18 protein-coding genes and 2 pseudogenes are annotated in these 16934 nt (G+C 63.0%); 16 read left to right on the plus strand and 4 right to left on the minus strand.

The features are described 5' to 3' along the window. Positions 1-150: 150 nt before the first annotated feature. The 3 genes from FJ972_RS28350 to FJ972_RS28360 all read left to right on the plus strand — a co-directional run bounded on the left by FJ972_RS28350 (position 151) and on the right by FJ972_RS28360 (position 2378). Complete coding sequence (locus tag FJ972_RS28350) at positions 151-879, plus strand: LuxR family transcriptional regulator (RefSeq protein WP_140522984.1); 729 nt, start codon at positions 151-153, stop codon at positions 877-879. A 66-nt stretch (positions 880-945) separates the two neighbouring features. Next, a complete protein-coding gene (locus FJ972_RS28355; RefSeq protein WP_140522982.1) occupies positions 946-1560 on the plus strand; it encodes an acyl-homoserine-lactone synthase in 615 nt (204 codons plus the stop codon). Between the two features lie 71 nt (positions 1561-1631). Beyond that, the gene (locus tag FJ972_RS28360; RefSeq protein ID WP_226880663.1) at positions 1632-2378 is read left to right on the plus strand and encodes a winged-helix domain-containing protein; all 747 of its coding nucleotides are present in this window, start codon (positions 1632-1634) and stop codon (positions 2376-2378) included. Between the two features lie 64 nt (positions 2379-2442). Here the strand turns inward: FJ972_RS28360 and FJ972_RS28365 are convergent, their stop codons facing one another. From FJ972_RS28365 to FJ972_RS28375, 3 genes are read right to left on the minus strand one after another with little or no spacing between them, the layout of a single operon-like run. Further along, positions 2443-3219, minus strand: coding sequence for an amino acid ABC transporter ATP-binding protein (locus tag FJ972_RS28365; protein WP_140522980.1), 777 nt, complete (start codon positions 3217-3219; stop codon positions 2443-2445). Next, positions 3219-3878, minus strand: coding sequence for an amino acid ABC transporter permease (locus tag FJ972_RS28370; RefSeq protein WP_140522978.1), 660 nt, complete (start codon positions 3876-3878; stop codon positions 3219-3221). The genes FJ972_RS28365 and FJ972_RS28370 overlap by 1 nt, the downstream gene beginning before the upstream one ends. A 14-nt stretch (positions 3879-3892) precedes the next feature. After that, complete coding sequence (locus tag FJ972_RS28375; protein WP_210239488.1) at positions 3893-4522, minus strand: amino acid ABC transporter permease; 630 nt, start codon at positions 4520-4522, stop codon at positions 3893-3895. Positions 4523-4953: 431 nt separating this feature from the next. Here FJ972_RS28375 and trbB point away from each other — a divergent pair, with 431 nt between their 5' ends. From trbB to FJ972_RS28430, 11 genes and pseudogenes are all read left to right on the plus strand, one after another. Further along, positions 4954-5937, plus strand: a complete 984-nt coding sequence (gene trbB / locus FJ972_RS28380) for a P-type conjugative transfer ATPase TrbB (RefSeq protein ID WP_140522976.1) — start codon at positions 4954-4956, stop codon at positions 5935-5937. Then, positions 5934-6266, plus strand: a complete 333-nt coding sequence (locus FJ972_RS28385) for a TrbC/VirB2 family protein (protein ID WP_140522974.1) — start codon at positions 5934-5936, stop codon at positions 6264-6266. Before trbB ends, FJ972_RS28385 begins: the two co-directional genes overlap by 4 nt. After that, positions 6266-6547 carry a VirB3 family type IV secretion system protein gene (locus tag FJ972_RS28390; RefSeq protein ID WP_140522972.1) on the plus strand — a complete coding sequence of 94 codons (282 nt, stop codon included), beginning with the start codon at positions 6266-6268 and terminating at the stop codon, positions 6545-6547. The genes FJ972_RS28385 and FJ972_RS28390 overlap by 1 nt, the downstream gene beginning before the upstream one ends. Positions 6548-6557: 10 nt before the next feature. Further along, positions 6558-9007, plus strand: a pseudogene (gene trbE, locus FJ972_RS28395) (conjugal transfer protein TrbE). Further along, the gene (gene trbJ, locus FJ972_RS28400) at positions 9004-9756 is read left to right on the plus strand and encodes a P-type conjugative transfer protein TrbJ (protein WP_140522970.1); all 753 of its coding nucleotides are present in this window, start codon (positions 9004-9006) and stop codon (positions 9754-9756) included. The pseudogene trbE and the gene trbJ overlap by 4 nt, the downstream one beginning before the upstream one ends. 11 nt (positions 9757-9767) lie before the next feature. After that, entirely contained in the window at positions 9768-10085 is a 318-nt protein-coding gene (gene trbK-alt / locus FJ972_RS28405) for a putative entry exclusion protein TrbK-alt (RefSeq protein WP_140522968.1), read from the plus strand. A gap of 2 nt (positions 10086-10087) precedes the next feature. Then, a complete protein-coding gene (trbL, locus tag FJ972_RS28410; protein WP_140522966.1) occupies positions 10088-11437 on the plus strand; it encodes a P-type conjugative transfer protein TrbL in 1350 nt (449 codons plus the stop codon). Positions 11438-11440: 3 nt separating this feature from the next. Beyond that, complete coding sequence (gene trbF, locus FJ972_RS28415) at positions 11441-12130, plus strand: conjugal transfer protein TrbF (protein WP_140522964.1); 690 nt, start codon at positions 11441-11443, stop codon at positions 12128-12130. Continuing rightward, the gene (trbG, locus tag FJ972_RS28420; protein ID WP_140522962.1) at positions 12127-13182 is read left to right on the plus strand and encodes a P-type conjugative transfer protein TrbG; all 1056 of its coding nucleotides are present in this window, start codon (positions 12127-12129) and stop codon (positions 13180-13182) included. Before trbF ends, trbG begins: the two co-directional genes overlap by 4 nt. Further along, complete coding sequence (locus FJ972_RS28425; protein ID WP_140522960.1) at positions 13179-14336, plus strand: TrbI/VirB10 family protein; 1158 nt, start codon at positions 13179-13181, stop codon at positions 14334-14336. The genes trbG and FJ972_RS28425 overlap by 4 nt, the downstream gene beginning before the upstream one ends. A gap of 2 nt (positions 14337-14338) precedes the next feature. Then, a complete protein-coding gene (locus FJ972_RS28430; RefSeq protein WP_140522958.1) occupies positions 14339-14563 on the plus strand; it encodes a DUF2274 domain-containing protein in 225 nt (74 codons plus the stop codon). A gap of 161 nt (positions 14564-14724) precedes the next feature. Here FJ972_RS28430 and FJ972_RS28435 read toward each other — a convergent pair whose 3' ends face one another. Next, the gene (locus tag FJ972_RS28435) at positions 14725-14997 is read right to left on the minus strand and encodes a hypothetical protein (RefSeq protein WP_224656363.1); all 273 of its coding nucleotides are present in this window, start codon (positions 14995-14997) and stop codon (positions 14725-14727) included. Between the two features lie 421 nt (positions 14998-15418). Here FJ972_RS28435 and FJ972_RS28440 point away from each other — a divergent pair. Then, a pseudogene (locus tag FJ972_RS28440) lies at positions 15419-15802 on the plus strand (transposase); the annotation flags it as partial. A 5-nt stretch (positions 15803-15807) separates the two neighbouring features. Beyond that, the gene (locus FJ972_RS28445) at positions 15808-16929 is read left to right on the plus strand and encodes a universal stress protein (RefSeq protein WP_224656362.1); all 1122 of its coding nucleotides are present in this window, start codon (positions 15808-15810) and stop codon (positions 16927-16929) included. Positions 16930-16934 lie beyond the last annotated feature (5 nt).

Raw genomic sequence — 16934 nt, forward strand, 5'->3', positions numbered from 1 at the left:
CAGTGCTGACCTGATTTTCACTTATCTCGTCTTTGTGACACGTGATTGACTCCTTTAGTGTACATTCGATGCGTGTCCCATTGAAGATGGTGTCTAGACAGCCATAGGTTGTTCTGCGGGGTAGGGCCTGACTTTGGTTGAGGTCTTCCAATGGAGAACGAAACTGTTGTCGACCTTTTTGCGGCGATCACCAAGATCGATACTGCGCGGTCGGCTGATGCAATCCTTCAAGAGTTCCGCTCAGCCATGGGGCGTTACGGATTGCGCAATTTTCTGATCACCGGACTGCCCGTGCCGCACGATACGGACTGGCAGCGTGAAATCCTGGGCGATGGCTGGCCTATCGATTGGTATCGGCGCTACGTCTCCGAGGATCACTTTTTGCACGATCCGTGTGTTGCGCAGTGCCGGCACTCGCCGGAGCCCTTCCTGTGGCGCGAGCTGCCGGCCGCAAGGTTGGGTGCACGCGCGAAGCTGGTCATGGACGAAGCTGCCGAGTTCGGGATGAAAGAAGGTATCTGTGTACCCATTCACGTGCCTCTGGCGGGCCCAAGTGTGGTCACTGCGGCGAGCGACCGGATGGACGTGCCGCCGAGCGCCATGCCCCTTATCGAGACGGTTTGCGTGCATACCTTTCGCAGCCTCTCAGGGCTGGGAACACCCGGCGATGGCGAAGAGCCCACGCCCTTGACGGCGCGCGAGCGCGAACTCCTGGAGTGGAGCGCGCAAGGCAAATCCACCGATGACATCGCTTGTATCCTTGGTGTCACCAGGAACACGGTTGAAAGCCATCAGCGCAACATTCGAGCAAAGCTCGATGCGATCAATGTCGCGCATGCCATCGTCAAGGCGCTGCGACGGCAGGAAATCCAGATTTAGCAATACCTGAATACCGTCATACGTACGGCAAGTCCGTTTTCCTACGACCCTCCGCCTGGAGGCGTCATGGTTCGTATACATCTGGTCACTTGGGATAACAGGAAGCACTACAGGAAAGTTCTGGAGCGCTACTTTCGGATACGCTACGAGATTTACGTCAAGCAGAGGCGATGGCGCGCCGTCGCACGGCCCATCAACATCGAGATCGACGCCTTCGATAACGAGCATACGCTTTATGTTCTGGCGCTTGATACCAACGGCAAGATCCTAGGCGGCTCCCGTCTCGTCCCGACGCTGGAGCCGCATCTCATGAGCGAAGTGTTCCCGGTTCTCGCCGGCGACAGGCCTCCGCGAGCGGCTGAAATTTTCGAGTGGACGCGTTTCTTCGTCGTTCCATCGCTTCGTACGCACGGCACCCCGTCGCCGATCGCCGGCTTGGTTCTCTGCGGTCTGCTCGAGATCGCTCAACGTCTGGGGATTCGACAGATCAGTGTGGTGTGCGAGACATTCTGGCCAAAACGGCTGCGCGCGCTTGGGTGGACGCTGACCGAGCTCGGTGACGTTCTCGAACATCCCGACGGCGATATCATCGCGTTGCTGATCGAGGTCACGCCCGAAGCTGTTGAACAGACGCGCCGCGCTTACGGCATCAGCGGCGTCATACTTGCCGACAACATCTAGGCTCGTAACCAGGCACCTGCGGGAAGCGCGCGAGGGCTCGATCGTCAGGGGTGTATTGTCATCGCGCCCATTTGCGCGGTAGTCAGCCCTATGATGTGTCGAACCCGGTTGATGGACTCATGAAGCCGCTGGTCCTGATCGCCTCGAAGGACCCGGATTTCTTCCTGGTCTTCGGCCACATACTTTCGGTAGCCGGCTTCGAAACACAGCTGATCACGGGAGACCGGGAAATCGCACGTGCCATCGCGGCGACAGCCCCGCTTGCCATAATCGTGGACTGCCATCCGGGCGACCGTGCAATCGTCAAGCAGTGCAGCTGGTTGAAGTCGACCGCCGCAACCAAAGCGACGCCGGTCGCGAGCCTGGTTGCCCCGCGCTCCGGCAGGCTGCATCTGGACTTGATCAAGGCTGGCGTCGACGAAATATTTTCCCGGCCGTTCGCCCCCGAACAGCTGCTGACATGGCTGCACGGCAAGGCGGGCATAGCGAAGCTTTCACGCGAAACGGACTCGGGTGAGTTGGTGCAGGGCGATTTTCGGCTCGAGCGACAGACCCACCGGACATTCTTCAAGCAAAAGGAGATCGTCATGCCACCGATCGAGTTCAAGCTTTTGCGCAGCCTTTTGGGGCAACCTGGCAAGGTCTTGAGTCGCGAGGAGCTGGTCGCGACGGCATGGCCTGAACATGCCGCCGCAACCGACGTGCGGGGCGTCGACGTCCATATAGCCAGGTTGCGCAAAAGGCTTCGGGCGTCGGTGGGAAGCGATGTGATCCGGACCGTTCGCTCGGCAGGTTACGCGTTCGCGCCGGACTGGTGATCTGACGGGCGTGCAGCGTTCCTGCGCGGGCGGTGCCGGCACGCCGGTCGACACGCGTCTCATCTCAATGGCTCAAGATGGTGTCCAGGAACAGCCGCGCGCGTGGGTGAGCGGCCGCTGAGAAAAACTCTTTGGAAGAGGCACGCTCGATAATGCGGCCGTCGTCCATGAAAACAATCTCATCGGCGACTTCGCGTGCGAAACCCATCTCATGCGTCACGCAGACCATGGTCATGCCGGTTTTCGCGAGCGCGATCATGACGTCGAGGGCTTCCTTGATCATTTCCGGGTCGAGCGCGGAGGTGGGTTCGTCGAACAGCATGATTCGGGGATTGAGGCAGAGCGCACGCGCGATCGCCACCCTTTGTTGTTGACCACCCGAGAGCTGGGCCGGGTAGGCTTGCGCCTTTTCGGGAATGCGCACCGCCGTCAGATGCTGCATGGCGATCTCTTCGGCCTCCCGGCCGGTTTTCAGGAGAACCCGTCGCAGCGCCAGCGTGCAGTTGGCAAGCACGGTGAGATGCGGAAAGAGGTTGAAACTCTGGAACACCATGCCTGTCAGCCGGCGCGCCGTCGCCGTGTCCCGGGCATTTCTTCCCAGTGCTATCCCGTCGAGCTGGATCGTTCCCTTTTGAAAAGGCTCAAGACCGTTGCAGCAGCGGATCAGCGTCGATTTGCCCGAGCCGGAAGGCCCGCAAACGACGATGCGTGTGCCCGCGCGGATCGTCAGATCAATATCCTTCAAGACGTGCAGGGCACCGAACCATTTATTGAGGCCATCGACCCGGAGATGCGCGGTGGTTTGAACGGAGGAGACTGGGAGCGAGACTTGAGCGAGCATCAGCGACGTCCGGATGCAAGCAGGCGCTGCTCGACACGCTTTACGCCATAAGCAACGATCAGCGCCAAGGCGAGAAACAGAATGCCGGCGACGGTGAGCGGCTCCGCGTATCGATAGGTTTCAGACGCGATATCGAAGGCGCGGCCGAGCATTTCGGGTACCGCCAGGATCGCGAGATAGGGCGTGGCCTTGAGGATCGAAACGAGATAGTTGCCCAACGGTGCGGCGACGTTGCGCAACATTTGCGGCGCGACAATGAAAACGACCGTGTCGCGGCGGCTGAGCGACAAGGCTCTGGCTGCTTCCTGTTGGCCCTTCGGGATCGCGTCGATGCCCGCCTTGAACACCTCCGCCAGATAGCCGCTGTAATACAGGCTCAGCCCCAGTATGCCGACCGTCATGGCCCCAAGCCGGATGCCGTAGAAAGGCATGACGAAATACAGGAAATAGAGCCAGGCCAGAACCGGCGTCGAGCGGATGAAGTCAATCAGAAAGCGGACGGCGAGGCCGGGCGCGCCGCCGCCGCGGCGGATCATCTCGAAACTGAAACCAAGCGCTGAAGCGCCGAGACAACTCAACACCGTTGCCAGCAGAGTCGCTCCGATTGCCCCGAGAATGGTCGGAATGGTCGAGAGCGCGAAGTCAAAGTTAAATCCCACCAGGCGTTCCTCTTTCAGGATTTGACCCGCGCCTCGAGCCAGCGGCCGGCGAGTGCGATCGGATAACACACGACGAAGAAGGCCAGCAGCAGCGCTGAGTAGATCGCCACCGGATCGTATTCGGTCTGCGCGATCTCCTTGGCCCGGAAGGTCATGTCCGTCAGCGTGACCAGCGAAACGAGGGACGTCGCCTTGACGAGCTGGATAAGATTGTTGACGAAGGTGGGGCTCATGGCGACCAAGGCCTGCGGCAGCTCGATCAGAAACAGGATCGCCGGGCGCGAGAGGCCGAGCGCCATGCCCGCCTCGCGTTGGCCGGCGGGAAGAGATTGCAGTCCGGCGCGCACCGCCTGGCTGGCGTAGCCGCCCGTGTTGAGACCGAGCACCAGTGCACTGACGGTCAGCGCCGATAGGGTGACCCCCATCACCGGCAGCACATAGTAAAAGACGAAGAGCAGGACGACCACCGCGGAACTGCGCCAGAATTCAATCATGGCGGTGACCAGGAAGCGGGTCATGCCGGTGGTCAGAAACTGCGCGACGCCGAAGACGAGCGCGAAGGGGATCGCAAAGACCAGGCCATAGGCCGTGACCTTCAGGGTGATGCCCAGCCCCTGCAGAATGCCTAGCCAGATCTCGAACATGTTCACGAGGTGCCACCTATCTTTGCTGAAAGGGGTGCCGATGATGTCAGTATGGTTTCAGCGTGCCTCAGGTCGGCGGCTTTCCGCTCAGAAATCGCGTCCTTCTGACCGGACCTCATGGCAATTCTCCGTGCGGTGGAAAGAACGATCGCCTTTCCGGAGAGGCCATCGGTGGCTTTGTCATAAACCCGGCGGGAGTCTTCTGTCAATAAACATGGACATCTTACTGCAAAAGTTCATATTTGAGCTGCGGCGAAGGCGGAAAGACGTCGGGCTTAAAGCGCGATGACCGTCGGCGCCGCCGTTGGCCGGTAATTTTACGCTACGCTACGACGACGGCTGAAACCGGTTGAACCGGGCTGCTCCAAGGCTCTTTTGATCGTCCCCGACCGGGCGTTGTTCGACGTGTTCCCGGCCAGAACGGGGACAGTATGGCCATCTCGCACAACGATACCGAAGGACGCGCGCGCAGTTCGCGCATGCTGCGCACCGCGCTTGGACCCGCCATCGCCCGGTTTCTCGACGATCCCGCGATCGTCGAGGTCATGCTCAACCCGGATGGCCGCATCTGGGTGGATCGGCTTTCGGACGGTCTGGCCGATACAGGGAACATGCTGGCGCCCGCCGCCGGCGAGCGCATTGTGCGTCTGGTCGCCCATCATGTCGGCGTCGAGGTCCATTCCCGTTCTCCACGCGTCTCGGCCGAGTTGCCGCAGACCGGCGAGCGTTTCGAGGGCCTGTTGCCGCCCGTGGTGGCCGCGCCGGCCTTCGCAATCCGCAAGCCCGCCGTCGCCGTGTTCACGCTCGATGACTATGTCGCGGCGGGCACAATGTCGGCCGCCCAGGCCGCGATATTGCGTGCCGCGGTTGCCGTGCGCGCCAACATCCTCGTCGCCGGCGGCACGTCGACTGGCAAGACGACGCTCACCAACGCGCTGCTTGCCGAAGTGGCGAAAGGGACGGACCGGGTCGTCCTGATCGAGGACACCCGTGAACTCCAATGCGCCGCGCCCAACCTTGTCGCAATGCGCACGAAGGACGGCGTCGCCACGCTTTCCGACCTGGTTCGCTCGTCTTTGCGCCTGCGGCCCGACCGCATCCCCATCGGCGAGGTGCGCGGCGCCGAAGCTCTGGATCTGTTGAAGGCATGGGGCACAGGGCACCCTGGCGGGATAGGCACCCTTCATGCGGGCTCCGGTATAGGCGCGCTGCGCCGTCTTGAGCAGCTTATCCAGGAAGCCGTTGTCACCGTGCCGCGTGCGCTGATCGCCGACACGATCGGGCTTGTCGCTGTGCTCGCCGGACGCGGCAACGCGCGGCGGCTTGTCGAACTGGTCAGAGTCGAGGGTCTCGGCGCCGACGGCGATTACCGCATTGCTGAAGCTGCCCCCATCAACACAGGAGAAAATTCATGATCCGCCTGCTTTCGCGCTGCCGCGCCGGCCTGGCTGCGGCCTGCGTCGCAATTGCCGTCAATCTCGTGGTGGCTCCGGTCGCCCATGCGTCAGGCTCCTCGATGCCGTGGGAACAGCCGCTCGAAAAGATTCTTCAGTCCGTCGAGGGACCGGTTTCCAAGATCGTCGCCGTGATCATCATCATCGTCACCGGCCTGACGCTGGCCTTCGGCGACAGTTCGGGTGGCTTCAGGCGGCTCATCCAGATCGTTTTTGGCCTTTCGATCGCCTTTGCGGCGTCGAGTTTCTTCCTGTCGTTCTTCTCGTTCGGCGGCGGAGCGCTGATCTGATGACAACCGCTCTTGAACAACTCGACGCGGTGCGGGGGTGGACGGTGCCCGTCCACCGGGCGCTGACGGAGCAGATCCTGCTCGGCGGCGCGCCGCGCGGAATAGCGATCCTCAATGGCACGCTGGCGGGCGCGGTCGGCCTTGGGCTGCGGCTGTGGCTGGTCGGTCTCCTCATCTGGGCAATCGGACATCTCACGGCGGTATGGGCCGCCAGGCGCGATCCGCTGTTTTTCGAGGTTGGGCGCCGACACCTGCGGCTCCCCGGACATCTTTCGGTTTGAGGGCGCCGCTATGATGAGCCTTGCCGAATACCGCCGAACCGCTGCTCGCCTTGCCGACTATCTGCCTTGGGCAGCACTCGTCGCGCCGGGCGTCGTGCTCAACAAGGACGGCAGTTTTCAGCGCACCGCGAGGTTTCGCGGCCCCGATCTCGACTCCGCCGTCGCGGCAGAGCTTGTCGCGGTGGCGTCGCGCATCAACAATGCCTTTCGTCGCCTCGGCTCGGGCTGGAGCGTCTTTGTCGAAGCACAGCGGCACGAAGCCGCCTCCTATCCCGAGAGCCAGTTTCCCAATGCGGCCGCCAGCCTGCTCGATGCCGAGCGCAAAGCCGATTTCGACGAGGAAGGGGTTCATTTCGTATCGAGCTACTTTCTCACATTCCTGTTTTTGCCACCGCCCGAAGACGCCACGCGCGCCGAGGGGTGGCTTTATGAGGGTCGCGACCAGTCGGACGCGGATCGGGCGAGATCGTGCGCGCCTTTGTCGACCGGACAGGGCGCGTGCTGTCCCTGCTCGACGGGTTCATGCCGGAATGCCATTGGCTCGATGACGGCGAAACGCTCACTTATCTGCATTCGACGATCTCGACCAAACGCCATAAGGTGCGCGTCCCCGAGACGCCGATCTATCTCGATGCGCTGCTCGCTGATGAACCGCTCGCCGGCGGGCTCGAGCCACGACTTGGCGATAAGCATCTTCGCGTGCTCTCGATCGCCGGCTTCCCGACCGCAACGACACCCGGCCTGCTTGATGACCTCAATCGGCTGGCCTTCCCTTACCGCTGGTCGACCCGTGCGATCCTGCTCGACAAGGTCGACGCTGTCCGACTGTTGACCAGGATACGGCGGCAATGGTTTGCGAAGCGCAAGAGCATCGCCTCGATCCTCAAGGAGGTGATGACCAACGAAGCGTCGGCCCTCCTCGACACCGACGCCGCCAACAAGGCGGCCGACGCCGACACCGCATTGCAGGAGCTCGGCGCCGACATGGCGGGCATGGCCTATGTCACCGCGACCGTCGCGATATGGGATTGTGACCCGCGCGTGGCCGACGAGAAATTACGGCTTGTCGAGAAGGTCATCCAGGGCCGCGACTTCACGGCGATTGCCGAGACCGTCAACGCCATCGACGCCTGGCTTGGTTCCTTGCCCGGGCACGCCTACGCCAATGTCCGTCAGCCTCCCATCTCAACGCTCAATCTCGCCCACATGATGCCCCTCTCTGCCGTGTGGGCGGGGCCGGAACGGGACGAGCATCTGGTCAGTCCTCCCTTGCTTTACGGCAAGACCGAAGGCTCGACCCCGTTCCGGTTGGTCCTTCATGTCGGCGATGTAGGTCATACGCTGGTCGTCGGCCCCACTGGAGCCGGCAAGTCGGTGCTGCTCGCGCTGATGGCGCTGCAGTTCTGCCGCTACCGCAACGCTCAGATCTTCGCCTTCGATTTCGGCGGGTCTATCCGCGCCGCGGCGCTCGCCATGGGGGGCGACTGGCACGATCTCGGAGGGCACCTCACCGAAGGCGTGGACGCCTCCGTTTCGCTGCAGCCGCTCGCCCGGGTTCATGACACATACGAGCGTGCCTGGACGGCTGACTGGATCGTCGCGATCCTGATGCGCGAAGGCATCCAGATCACCCCGGACGCAAAGGAGCATATCTGGGCGGCGCTAACGTCGCTTGCCTCGGCTCCCGTCGAGGAGCGCACCATCACCGGGCTCAGTGTGCTCTTGCAAGCCAATGACCTGAAACAGGCATTGCGCCCATACTGTGTCGGAGGCGCTCACGGCCGATTGCTCGACGCCGAGGCCGAACACCTCGGACAGGCATCCGTGCAGGCCTTCGAGATCGAAGGACTGGTGGGCACGCAAGCCGCGCCGGCCGTCCTCTCCTACCTGTTCCATCGCATCGGGGACCGGCTCGACGGGCGTCCGACGTTGCTCATCATCGACGAAGGCTGGCTCGCCCTCGATGACGGGGGGTTTGCCGGGCAGTTGCGCGAGTGGCTGAAGACGCTGCGCAAGAAAAACGCCAGCGTCGTCTTCGCCACCCAGTCGCTTGCCGATATCGACAATTCGACTATTGCGCCCGCGATCATCGAAAGCTGTCCAACCCGGCTGCTGTTGCCCAATGAGCGCGCGGTTGAGCCGCAGATTGCCGCCATCTATCGGCGCTTCGGCCTGAACGACCGCCAGATCGAAATCCTGGCACGAGCCACACCCAAGCGCGACTACTACTGCCAGTCCCGCCGCGGCAACCGTCTCTTCGAGCTCGGCCTGTCCGAGGTCGGGCTGGCGCTTTGCGCCGCGTCCTCGAAGAGCGATCAGGCCCTGATTGGCAGCATCATCGCCGAGCATGGCCGCAACGGCTTCCTGGCGGCCTGGCTGCGTGCCCGTGACGTGGGCTGGGCCGCCGACCTCATTCCCAACCTAACCCTTTCCGAACCTGAAAAGGATTCCCAGCCATGACTGTTCGTCAAAGGCGCCCACACGCCCTTCTCATGGTCGCGGCGATACTCGCCGCGCCGGTCGCCATCTCGCCGACTGCGCCAGCGTATGCCTTCATCGTGTTTGATCCATCGAACTATTCCCAGAATGTTCTGACGGCCGCGCGTTCGCTGCAGCAGATCACAAACCAGATCACCTCCCTTCAGAATCAGGCCCAGATGCTGATCAACCAGGCGCGCAACCTGGCGAGCCTGCCTTTGTCCTCGCTCCAGCAACTGCAACAGTCGGTGCAACGCACGCAACAGCTTCTCGGGCAAGCACAAAACATCGCCTTCGACGTCCAGCAGGTCGACAAGGCCTTTCAGCAGCAATACGGCAGCGTCTCGCTTTCTGCATCCGACCAGGAGCTCGTCACGGACGCGCGCTCGCGCTGGCAAAACACGGTGGGCGGCCTTCAGGACGCCATGCGCATCCAGGCGGGCGTCGTTGGAAACATCGAGACCGGCCGCGCGCAAATGTCGGCGCTGGTCGGCGCCAGCCAATCGGCGACCGGAGCGCTGCAGGCGACGCAAGCTGGCAATCAGCTTCTTGCGCTTCAGGGCCAGCAGCTCGCGGACCTGACCGCTGTTGTCGCCGCCAACGGTCGCGCCCAGGCGCTGACCGAGGCCGAACGTGCCGCCGCGGTCGATCAGGGGCGGGAGCAGCGCCGGCGCTTCCTCACTCCCGGCTCGGGCTACGAGGTCGGCTCGGTCCAGATGTTTAACCGCTGAGGTCGATGGCCATGGACGGCAAAACCCTCGCTCGCGCGGTGGCTGTGATCTTTGTCGCGGCCGCCCTCTCGGCGGCCGCGCTCGGTATGAGCCGGAAACAGAATAAGCTGGCGGGCGAGGGCGCGCACACAAGCGCAGGCTTGATGCCGAACCCGCTTCGCGAGGGTCTGCGCCGTTGCCAGGTCCTCGGCGAGGCTGCCCTGCGTGACGATGGATGCGCGCGGCTATGGGCCGAACAGCGCGATCGCTTCCTCGGCCTGAAACAGCCATCGGGGCCTTCGATAGGCGAGCCCGACGCGCCAGATGCAGCCCTGCACGAGGCCCGATAGATATGGGCAATACTGGCGTCATCGACCAATTCCTGGCGACTTTCACCCGCTACATCGACAGCGGTTTCGGCCTGCTCGGCGGCGAGGTCGCCTTCGTCGCCACCACGCTGATCGTCATCGACGTGACGCTCGCCGCGCTCTTCTGGAGCTGGGGCGCTGATGACGACATTCTTGCGCGGCTTGTCAAGAAGACGCTCTTCGTCGGTGTCTTTGCCTATCTGATATCCAACTGGAACGGTCTCGCCCAGATCGTATTCGAGAGTTTTTCCGGTCTTGGCCTGAAGGCGAGTGGAACCGGTTTCTCGGCTCAGGACCTGCTGCACCCCGGCAAGGTGGCGCAAACCGGTCTCGATGCGGGACGGCCATTGCTCGAGGCGATCTCAGGTTTGATGGGCTACGTCTCCTTCTTTGAAAACTTCATCCAGATCGTCTGCCTTCTATTCGCCTGGTCACTGGTCCTGCTTGCCTTCTTCATCTTGGCGGTACAGCTCTTCGTAACGCTGATCGAATTCAAGCTGGCGACGCTGGCCGGTTTTGTGCTGATCCCCTTTGGCCTCTTCGGCAAGACAGCCTTCATGGCCGAGCGCGTCCTTGGCAACGTCATCTCATCGGGCATCAAGGTGCTGGTGCTGGCCGTCGTCATCGGCATTGGCTCGACCCTGTTCGGCGAGTTCACTCAAGGGTTCGGCGGCGAAAACCCCACCATCGATCAAGCTATGGCAATCGTGCTGGCTGCATTGTCGCTTCTCGGTCTCGGCATCTTCGGCCCGGGCATCGCCAACGGCATCGTCTCTGGCGGACCGCAACTCGGTGCGGGTGCCGCCGTCGGTACAGGCCTGGCCGCAGGCGGCATGGTGCTTGCCACGGGCGGCACCGCAAGCCTCGCAGCCCGCGGCGGCTCGGCGGCTTTCTCCGCAGGCAGCTCCATTGTGCGTGGCGGCTCGATTGCAGGCGCGTCGGGCCAGGGTGACACCGCAGCTGCCGCCTCCGCCCTGGGCGGCGGCGTTGGCAGCGGCGGTGTTTCGCAAAATGGCTCGCCGCTCAGGCGCGCCGCCGCGCGTGCCGGTGAATCCGTGCAATCGGCCTCCTCGGCTAGCCCACGGTCCGCCAACGCGGAACGCGGTGAGACCGCGACAGCGGGGACGGTTAGGGGCAATGCCGAACGCGCAAGCGACCCTCCCGTCTCCCGCGCGGCCGGCGCGGGCGAAGTGGCACAAAATACACCCGACTGGGCCAAGCGCATGCAGCGGTCCCAGCGCCTGTCGCACGGCGTCCAAACCGCTGCCCACGCAGTTCGCGCTGGCGACGGCCATGGCAGCGGTAGTTCCGTTTCTCTCTCCGAAGGCAAATGACCCATGAACATCTTTCGACGGCCCGCCACCCACTACGGCAAGGCGCCCCAGCCCGAGACTTCATACCAGAAGGCCGCGCAAGTCTGGGACGACCGCATCGGCTCTGCTCGCGTGCAGGCCAGAAGCTGGCGCTTAATGGCCTTCGGGTCATTGATCCTGTCGGCCGGCCTGGCCGCCACGCTCGTTTCGCAATCACTGCGAGGGACGGTGATCCCTTGGGTGGTGCAGGTTGACACGCTCGGACAGGCGCAGGCACTCGCGCCCGCCACCTCGGACTATAGGCCAACCGACCCGCAAATTGCGTGGCATCTCGCCCGTTTCATCGAGCAGGTCCGCTCCATCCCGGCCGATCCGATCGTCGTGCGCCAGAACTGGATGCGCGCCTACGAATGGACCACCGACGGGGGCGCCGCGGCACTCAACGACTATGCCCGTGTCAACGACCCCTTCTCCAGGGTGGGCAAGCAGCAGGTCTCCGTCGATGTCTCGTCCGTCATTCGTGCCTCGGCGGACTCCTTTCGCGTCGCCTGGGCCGAACGTCATTACGAGGATGGCCAGCTCTCCACCAGCGAGCGATGGACAGCCATTCTGACAACCGTGATCCAGGCGCCACGCGACGCTGACCGGCTGCGGGCCAATCCGCTTGGCATATACGTCAACGCCATAAACTGGTCGCGGGAGATGAGCCAATGAACCAGCCATTCGGTATCATCGCCACTCCAGCTTTGAGAAAGTCGGCGTTTGCCGCGGTGTTGTTGTCGGGCTGGCTACTTGCCGGTTGCGCCACACCGCAGAAACCACCTCAGATCTCCTATGACGCCTCCGTGCCGCCTTTGCCTGCCGCTCCGGTGGCCGCACTCGATGAGAGACCCAAACCGCTGCACGTTCCACCAGGGTGGGTCCCGGCCCGCGGCGGCGCGGCCGGCAGCACGCCGGTGGCGCGCGTCGAGAACGCGAACGCGGCGGCGCGGGTCCAGCCGCGTCGTGAGGGTTATTACAACGCCATTCAGATTTATCCTTGGAGTGAAGGAGCCCTTTATCAGGTCTATGCCGCTCCAGGACAGATAACGGACATCGCGCTTGAGCCCGGCGAAAGCCTGACCGGCGAAGGTCCGATCGCGGCGGGCGATACCGCGCGCTGGATCATCGGTGACACCGAAAGCGGAGCGGGCGTCTCCAGGCGCGTCCATGTGCTGGTCAAGCCTTCGCGTCCGGACATCAACACCAATCTCGTCATCACCACCGACCGGCGCAGCTACATGATCGAGCTGCAATCGGGCGAGGAGCCTTACATGCCCGCCGTGTCATGGGCCTATCCCGCGGCGCCGGCCGGACAAGCGCGCGCGATCCCCGCGACACCGGTGATTCCCGCCATCACCGCACGCAATTATCGTTATGGTTTCACCGGCGACGCGGCCCCGTGGCGGCCCGTCAGCGTCTATGACGACGGCAGGCGGGCCTACGTCGAGTTTCCACGCGGGATCGTGCAAGGCGAGATGCCGCCCATCTTCGTCATAGGCCCGGACGGCGAGGCCGAGATTGCCAACAGCCGCGTCTACCAGAACACCCTGATCGTCGACCGTCTCTTTGGCGCCGCGGAATTGCGGCTTGGCAGTGGCAAGCGGCAACAGACCGTCAGGATCGTCCGCACCGATGCCACGAGGAGAGGTCTGTGGATGTCAGGCACCAATGCGGCGCCGAGTGCAAAGAACGCATTTCGTCAAAGGGGAGGGGAACAATCATGAGCGAGAACGAAATCCCGGCTGCCCCCATGCAGCTTCGCGCCGATCCGCCGCGCGTCACGCGCTTGTCGCGCAAGGTGCTTGCCGGCATCGGCTTATGTGCATCGCTTGGCGTCGGCGGCGCGCTGATCTACGCGCTTCGGACGAGTGAAACCGGCAGGCATGGCGACGAGCTCTACTCGACGTCCAACAGGCAGCCCGCCGAGGGACTGGCCAGCCTGCCGCGCGACTATACTGGCCCTGTTCTTGGACCGCCGCTGCCTGGCGATCTTGGCCGGCCGATGCTTGATGCCCAGAACAAGGGACAGCCCGTCGTGCCGCCTACGATCGCAACGCCGATGGTTGATGAAGCCGAACAGCGCCGGCGGGCCGAAGAGGAGGCGGCCCGAACGTCGCGTGTTTTCTTCCAGACGGGGCAGTCAATCGCGGCATTGGCCGAAACCCCGCCCGCAGGAACTTCCCCGCCGAACCTTGGCGGCCCCGACCTTGCCGGTCAGATCGGCCAGTCGACCACGCAAGACCGCCAGCTCGGCTTTCTGAATGCGGCCGCTGATCGGCGCACCGTGGCGCCGGATCGCGTCACGCCGCCGGCGTCGCCCTATGTGCTCCAAGCAGGGGCCGTCATCCCGGCGGCCCTCATCACCGGTATCCGTTCCGATCTGCCCGGTCAGATCACCGCCCAGGTGATCGAAAATGTCTATGACAGTCCGACGGGTCGCTCGCTGCTGATCCCGCAAGGCACGCGTGTCATTGGCCAGTACGACAATGGCGTCGGCTTCGGCCAGCGGCGCGTGCTGCTTGTCTGGAACAGGCTGGTCTTTCCCAACGGACGCTCCATTGTTCTTGAACGCCAGCCTGGCACTGACGCCCAAGGCTATGCCGGCCTTGAGGACGGCGTCGACTACCATTGGGCCGAGCTGTTCAAGGCGGCCGCACTCACCACCATTCTCAGCGTTGGCGCGGAGGCCGGCTCGTCCGGCCAGGAAGGTGACATCGTGCGCGCCTTGCGCAGCGGCGCCTCCGACAGCCTCAGCCAGATGGGCCAGCAGATCGTCCAGCGCCAACTCAACATCGCACCCACACTGACGATACGGCCTGGCGTCAATGTGCGTGTCGTCGTTACGCGCGATCTCGTGCTCGAACCCTACGGAGGCTGAAAATGGCCAATCTGAAACTCGGTCCGATTGCAGACGACAAGCCGGTTAAGGTCACAGTGGAACTGCCGGCGCCGCTGCACCGCGATCTGTCCAGATATGCTGAGATCCTTGGCCGCGACGGGGGTCAGCCTTCCACTGATCCTCTTCGCCTGATTGTGCCCATGCTTGAGCGATTTATCGCGACCGATCGGGGCTTTGCTAGAGCCAAGCGGGAGCGGAAAGGTTGAGGGCCACCTCTGCCGCCAAGGTTAAAACTTTGTAATGCTGTAGCACGACTGCAAAACTGCGTGGGAGGTGTCAACTCGTGGGGAGCTGACGGGCAGCGGCTTCCGCAGTGTCCTCGGGTCTGGTGTTGAGGCGGCGTTAGGCGCCGCCTTGTGGATGATGTTCACAACGGTTTCGAACAAGGGTAGCCCCTTGGGCGGCAGCCTAGGCCGCCACCGATCACCACGCAATCGTACGTCGCATTGCTCAGCGCTCCTTTGAGTGCGGCATCGGGCGTAATCATGCAGGTGTCACCCTGCCAGCCCCGTTCCTCGATTTTCGCCACGCCCAAAGCGATCCCAGCGTTGATTTTTTCGGCATTGAAGCCGGGCGGCAAGGACGGGTCCGAGAAGTCGACGGTTTCAGGTTTCTGGCCGGCAAACAGTATTCGCGTCATTGAAACACTCCATGAAGTTTCGGGTTTCCGAAAGTGGCCGTATGTCTTCGGCGACAAGGGTGCGAAGGCCGGATCTTGTTCGGGTCGAGGCAACGAGTATCCACGCAGAGACGCAGCCCTTGTGCTAGGAGTAGCCGCCCTCCCGTTTTGTGCAGAACCATAGGTGGCGGCCGGCCCGAAGGTTCGGAACGGGCACACGCCTTTTTGTCGTATTTTATGGCAATGTCAGCCACTCAGTGATTAATCCAGATTGGTCATCTCCGATTGACATCGTGTTCTCGCCAAGAATCACAGCCGAACCAGATTGATTGCCGCCCGATGCTGCAGTGCGGTCGGCGGATTGGCGGGGCTTGTTCGAGCGCGCTCAGAGACCGATTGAAAACGCCTTGAACGGTGCGATCGCACGTAATTCAAGCTTGGGATGTGGACCCGAGCGACGCGTGGCCGGATGGCCGACGTCGAGAAGAAGACCAAGCGTTATCCGTCCGATCTGACGGATGAGGAATGGTCGCGGATACAACCGTTCCTGCCGGGCGCGTCCATGACCGGGCGGCGCGTGGCGAGGGACCTGCGCGAGTCTTGAACGCGATCCGCTACATGGCCCGACCGGGTGGCGGCTGGCGCATGCTGCCGAAGGATTTCCCGCCCTGGCAGACCGTCTACTGGTGGTGCCGCAGCTTCGTGCGCCGTTTCAGTTCAAGACAATCCACGATGTGGCGCTGATGCTGGACCGTGAACGGGAGGGTCGCGAGGCGAGCCCGTCGGGAGGCGTCCTCGACGTCAGTCGGTCAAAGGTCCGGAAGCCCCGAAATGACATGGATCGCGGTGACCGCCGGTGCCATCGTTGCGTCGTCTTCCGCTTGGGCATTGACGTCTGACAAGAGACAACATTCGCTCCAAAATAGCGACAGGTTTTCGCCCATGCAATTGAGCCAGCGCAGCGACGGCGGGCGACACGATGTCGGCGTGGGCGCCGACGCGGATCTCGTCCAGTGGTCACGCATTTGCGGTGGATCAAAGCCGGGCTCGCCCACCGCGACTACCAATACCACGCAAGTTGGCCATCCGGGCCGGCATCAATGGAGGCGAAAACCGATGAAGCTAATGGCAGTTCTTTGTCTGGCGACGTATCCGGACGCAAATGCTGGGGCAGTGGCCGTAAACGCTGTTGCCGTCGCCAAGCAGATCGGAGCGGCGCTTCATGCCGTCGCCATCAATGTCGATATTCCCGACGTTTCAAATGCGCTCTCAACCTACCTCCTCGACCTCCCCTACAAGATAGCGGAAGCTGAGGCGACAAGCCGCAAGCACGGCAAAGCTCTGCTTGAGGCGGTTGCCAATGAGGCCTCATCAGGTGCGGTGATCCTGTCCGCCCAGGAGATCGCAGCGCCACTGGCCCTGATGGGAGATGTTGCCGCAGAGCACTCCCGCTATTTCGACACCTGCCTTGTCGGCTGGGCGCCCGCCAACCAGACGGCACGGACGCTGGCCGAGGCGACAGTCTTCGGCTCCGGTAGGCCGACCGTTCTTCTTCCCGATTCCACGAAGGTGGAACCCTTTGAACATGTCGTTATCGCCTGGGATGGCAGCCGAGTGGCCGCAAGGGCTGTTGCAGACGCGCGGGCGTTTCTCGAACGTGCCTCAATGGTTACGGTTGTGACCGTCACCGACGAGAAGCCGCTTCCGGGGCAAGGCATTGGCGAGCGCCTTGCTTCGGGCTTGAGGGCGCGTGGTCTGATGGCCGAGGCGGTCTCGATCCAGGCACAGGACCGTTCGGTCGCGACTGCACTGCAGGAGCATGCCCTCAAAATCGGCGGCAAGCTTCTGGTCATGGGCGGATATGGCCATTCTCGTGTCAGGGATTTCGTGCTCGGTGGCGCTACGGACGGGGTGCTTGCCGATCTGCGCCTGCCTGTCCTGCTCTCCCACTAGGGCGT

Origin of the sequence: Mesorhizobium sp. B2-1-1 (assembly GCF_006442975.2) — a bacterium.
In the GTDB taxonomy this organism is placed as follows: domain Bacteria; phylum Pseudomonadota; class Alphaproteobacteria; order Rhizobiales; family Rhizobiaceae; genus Mesorhizobium.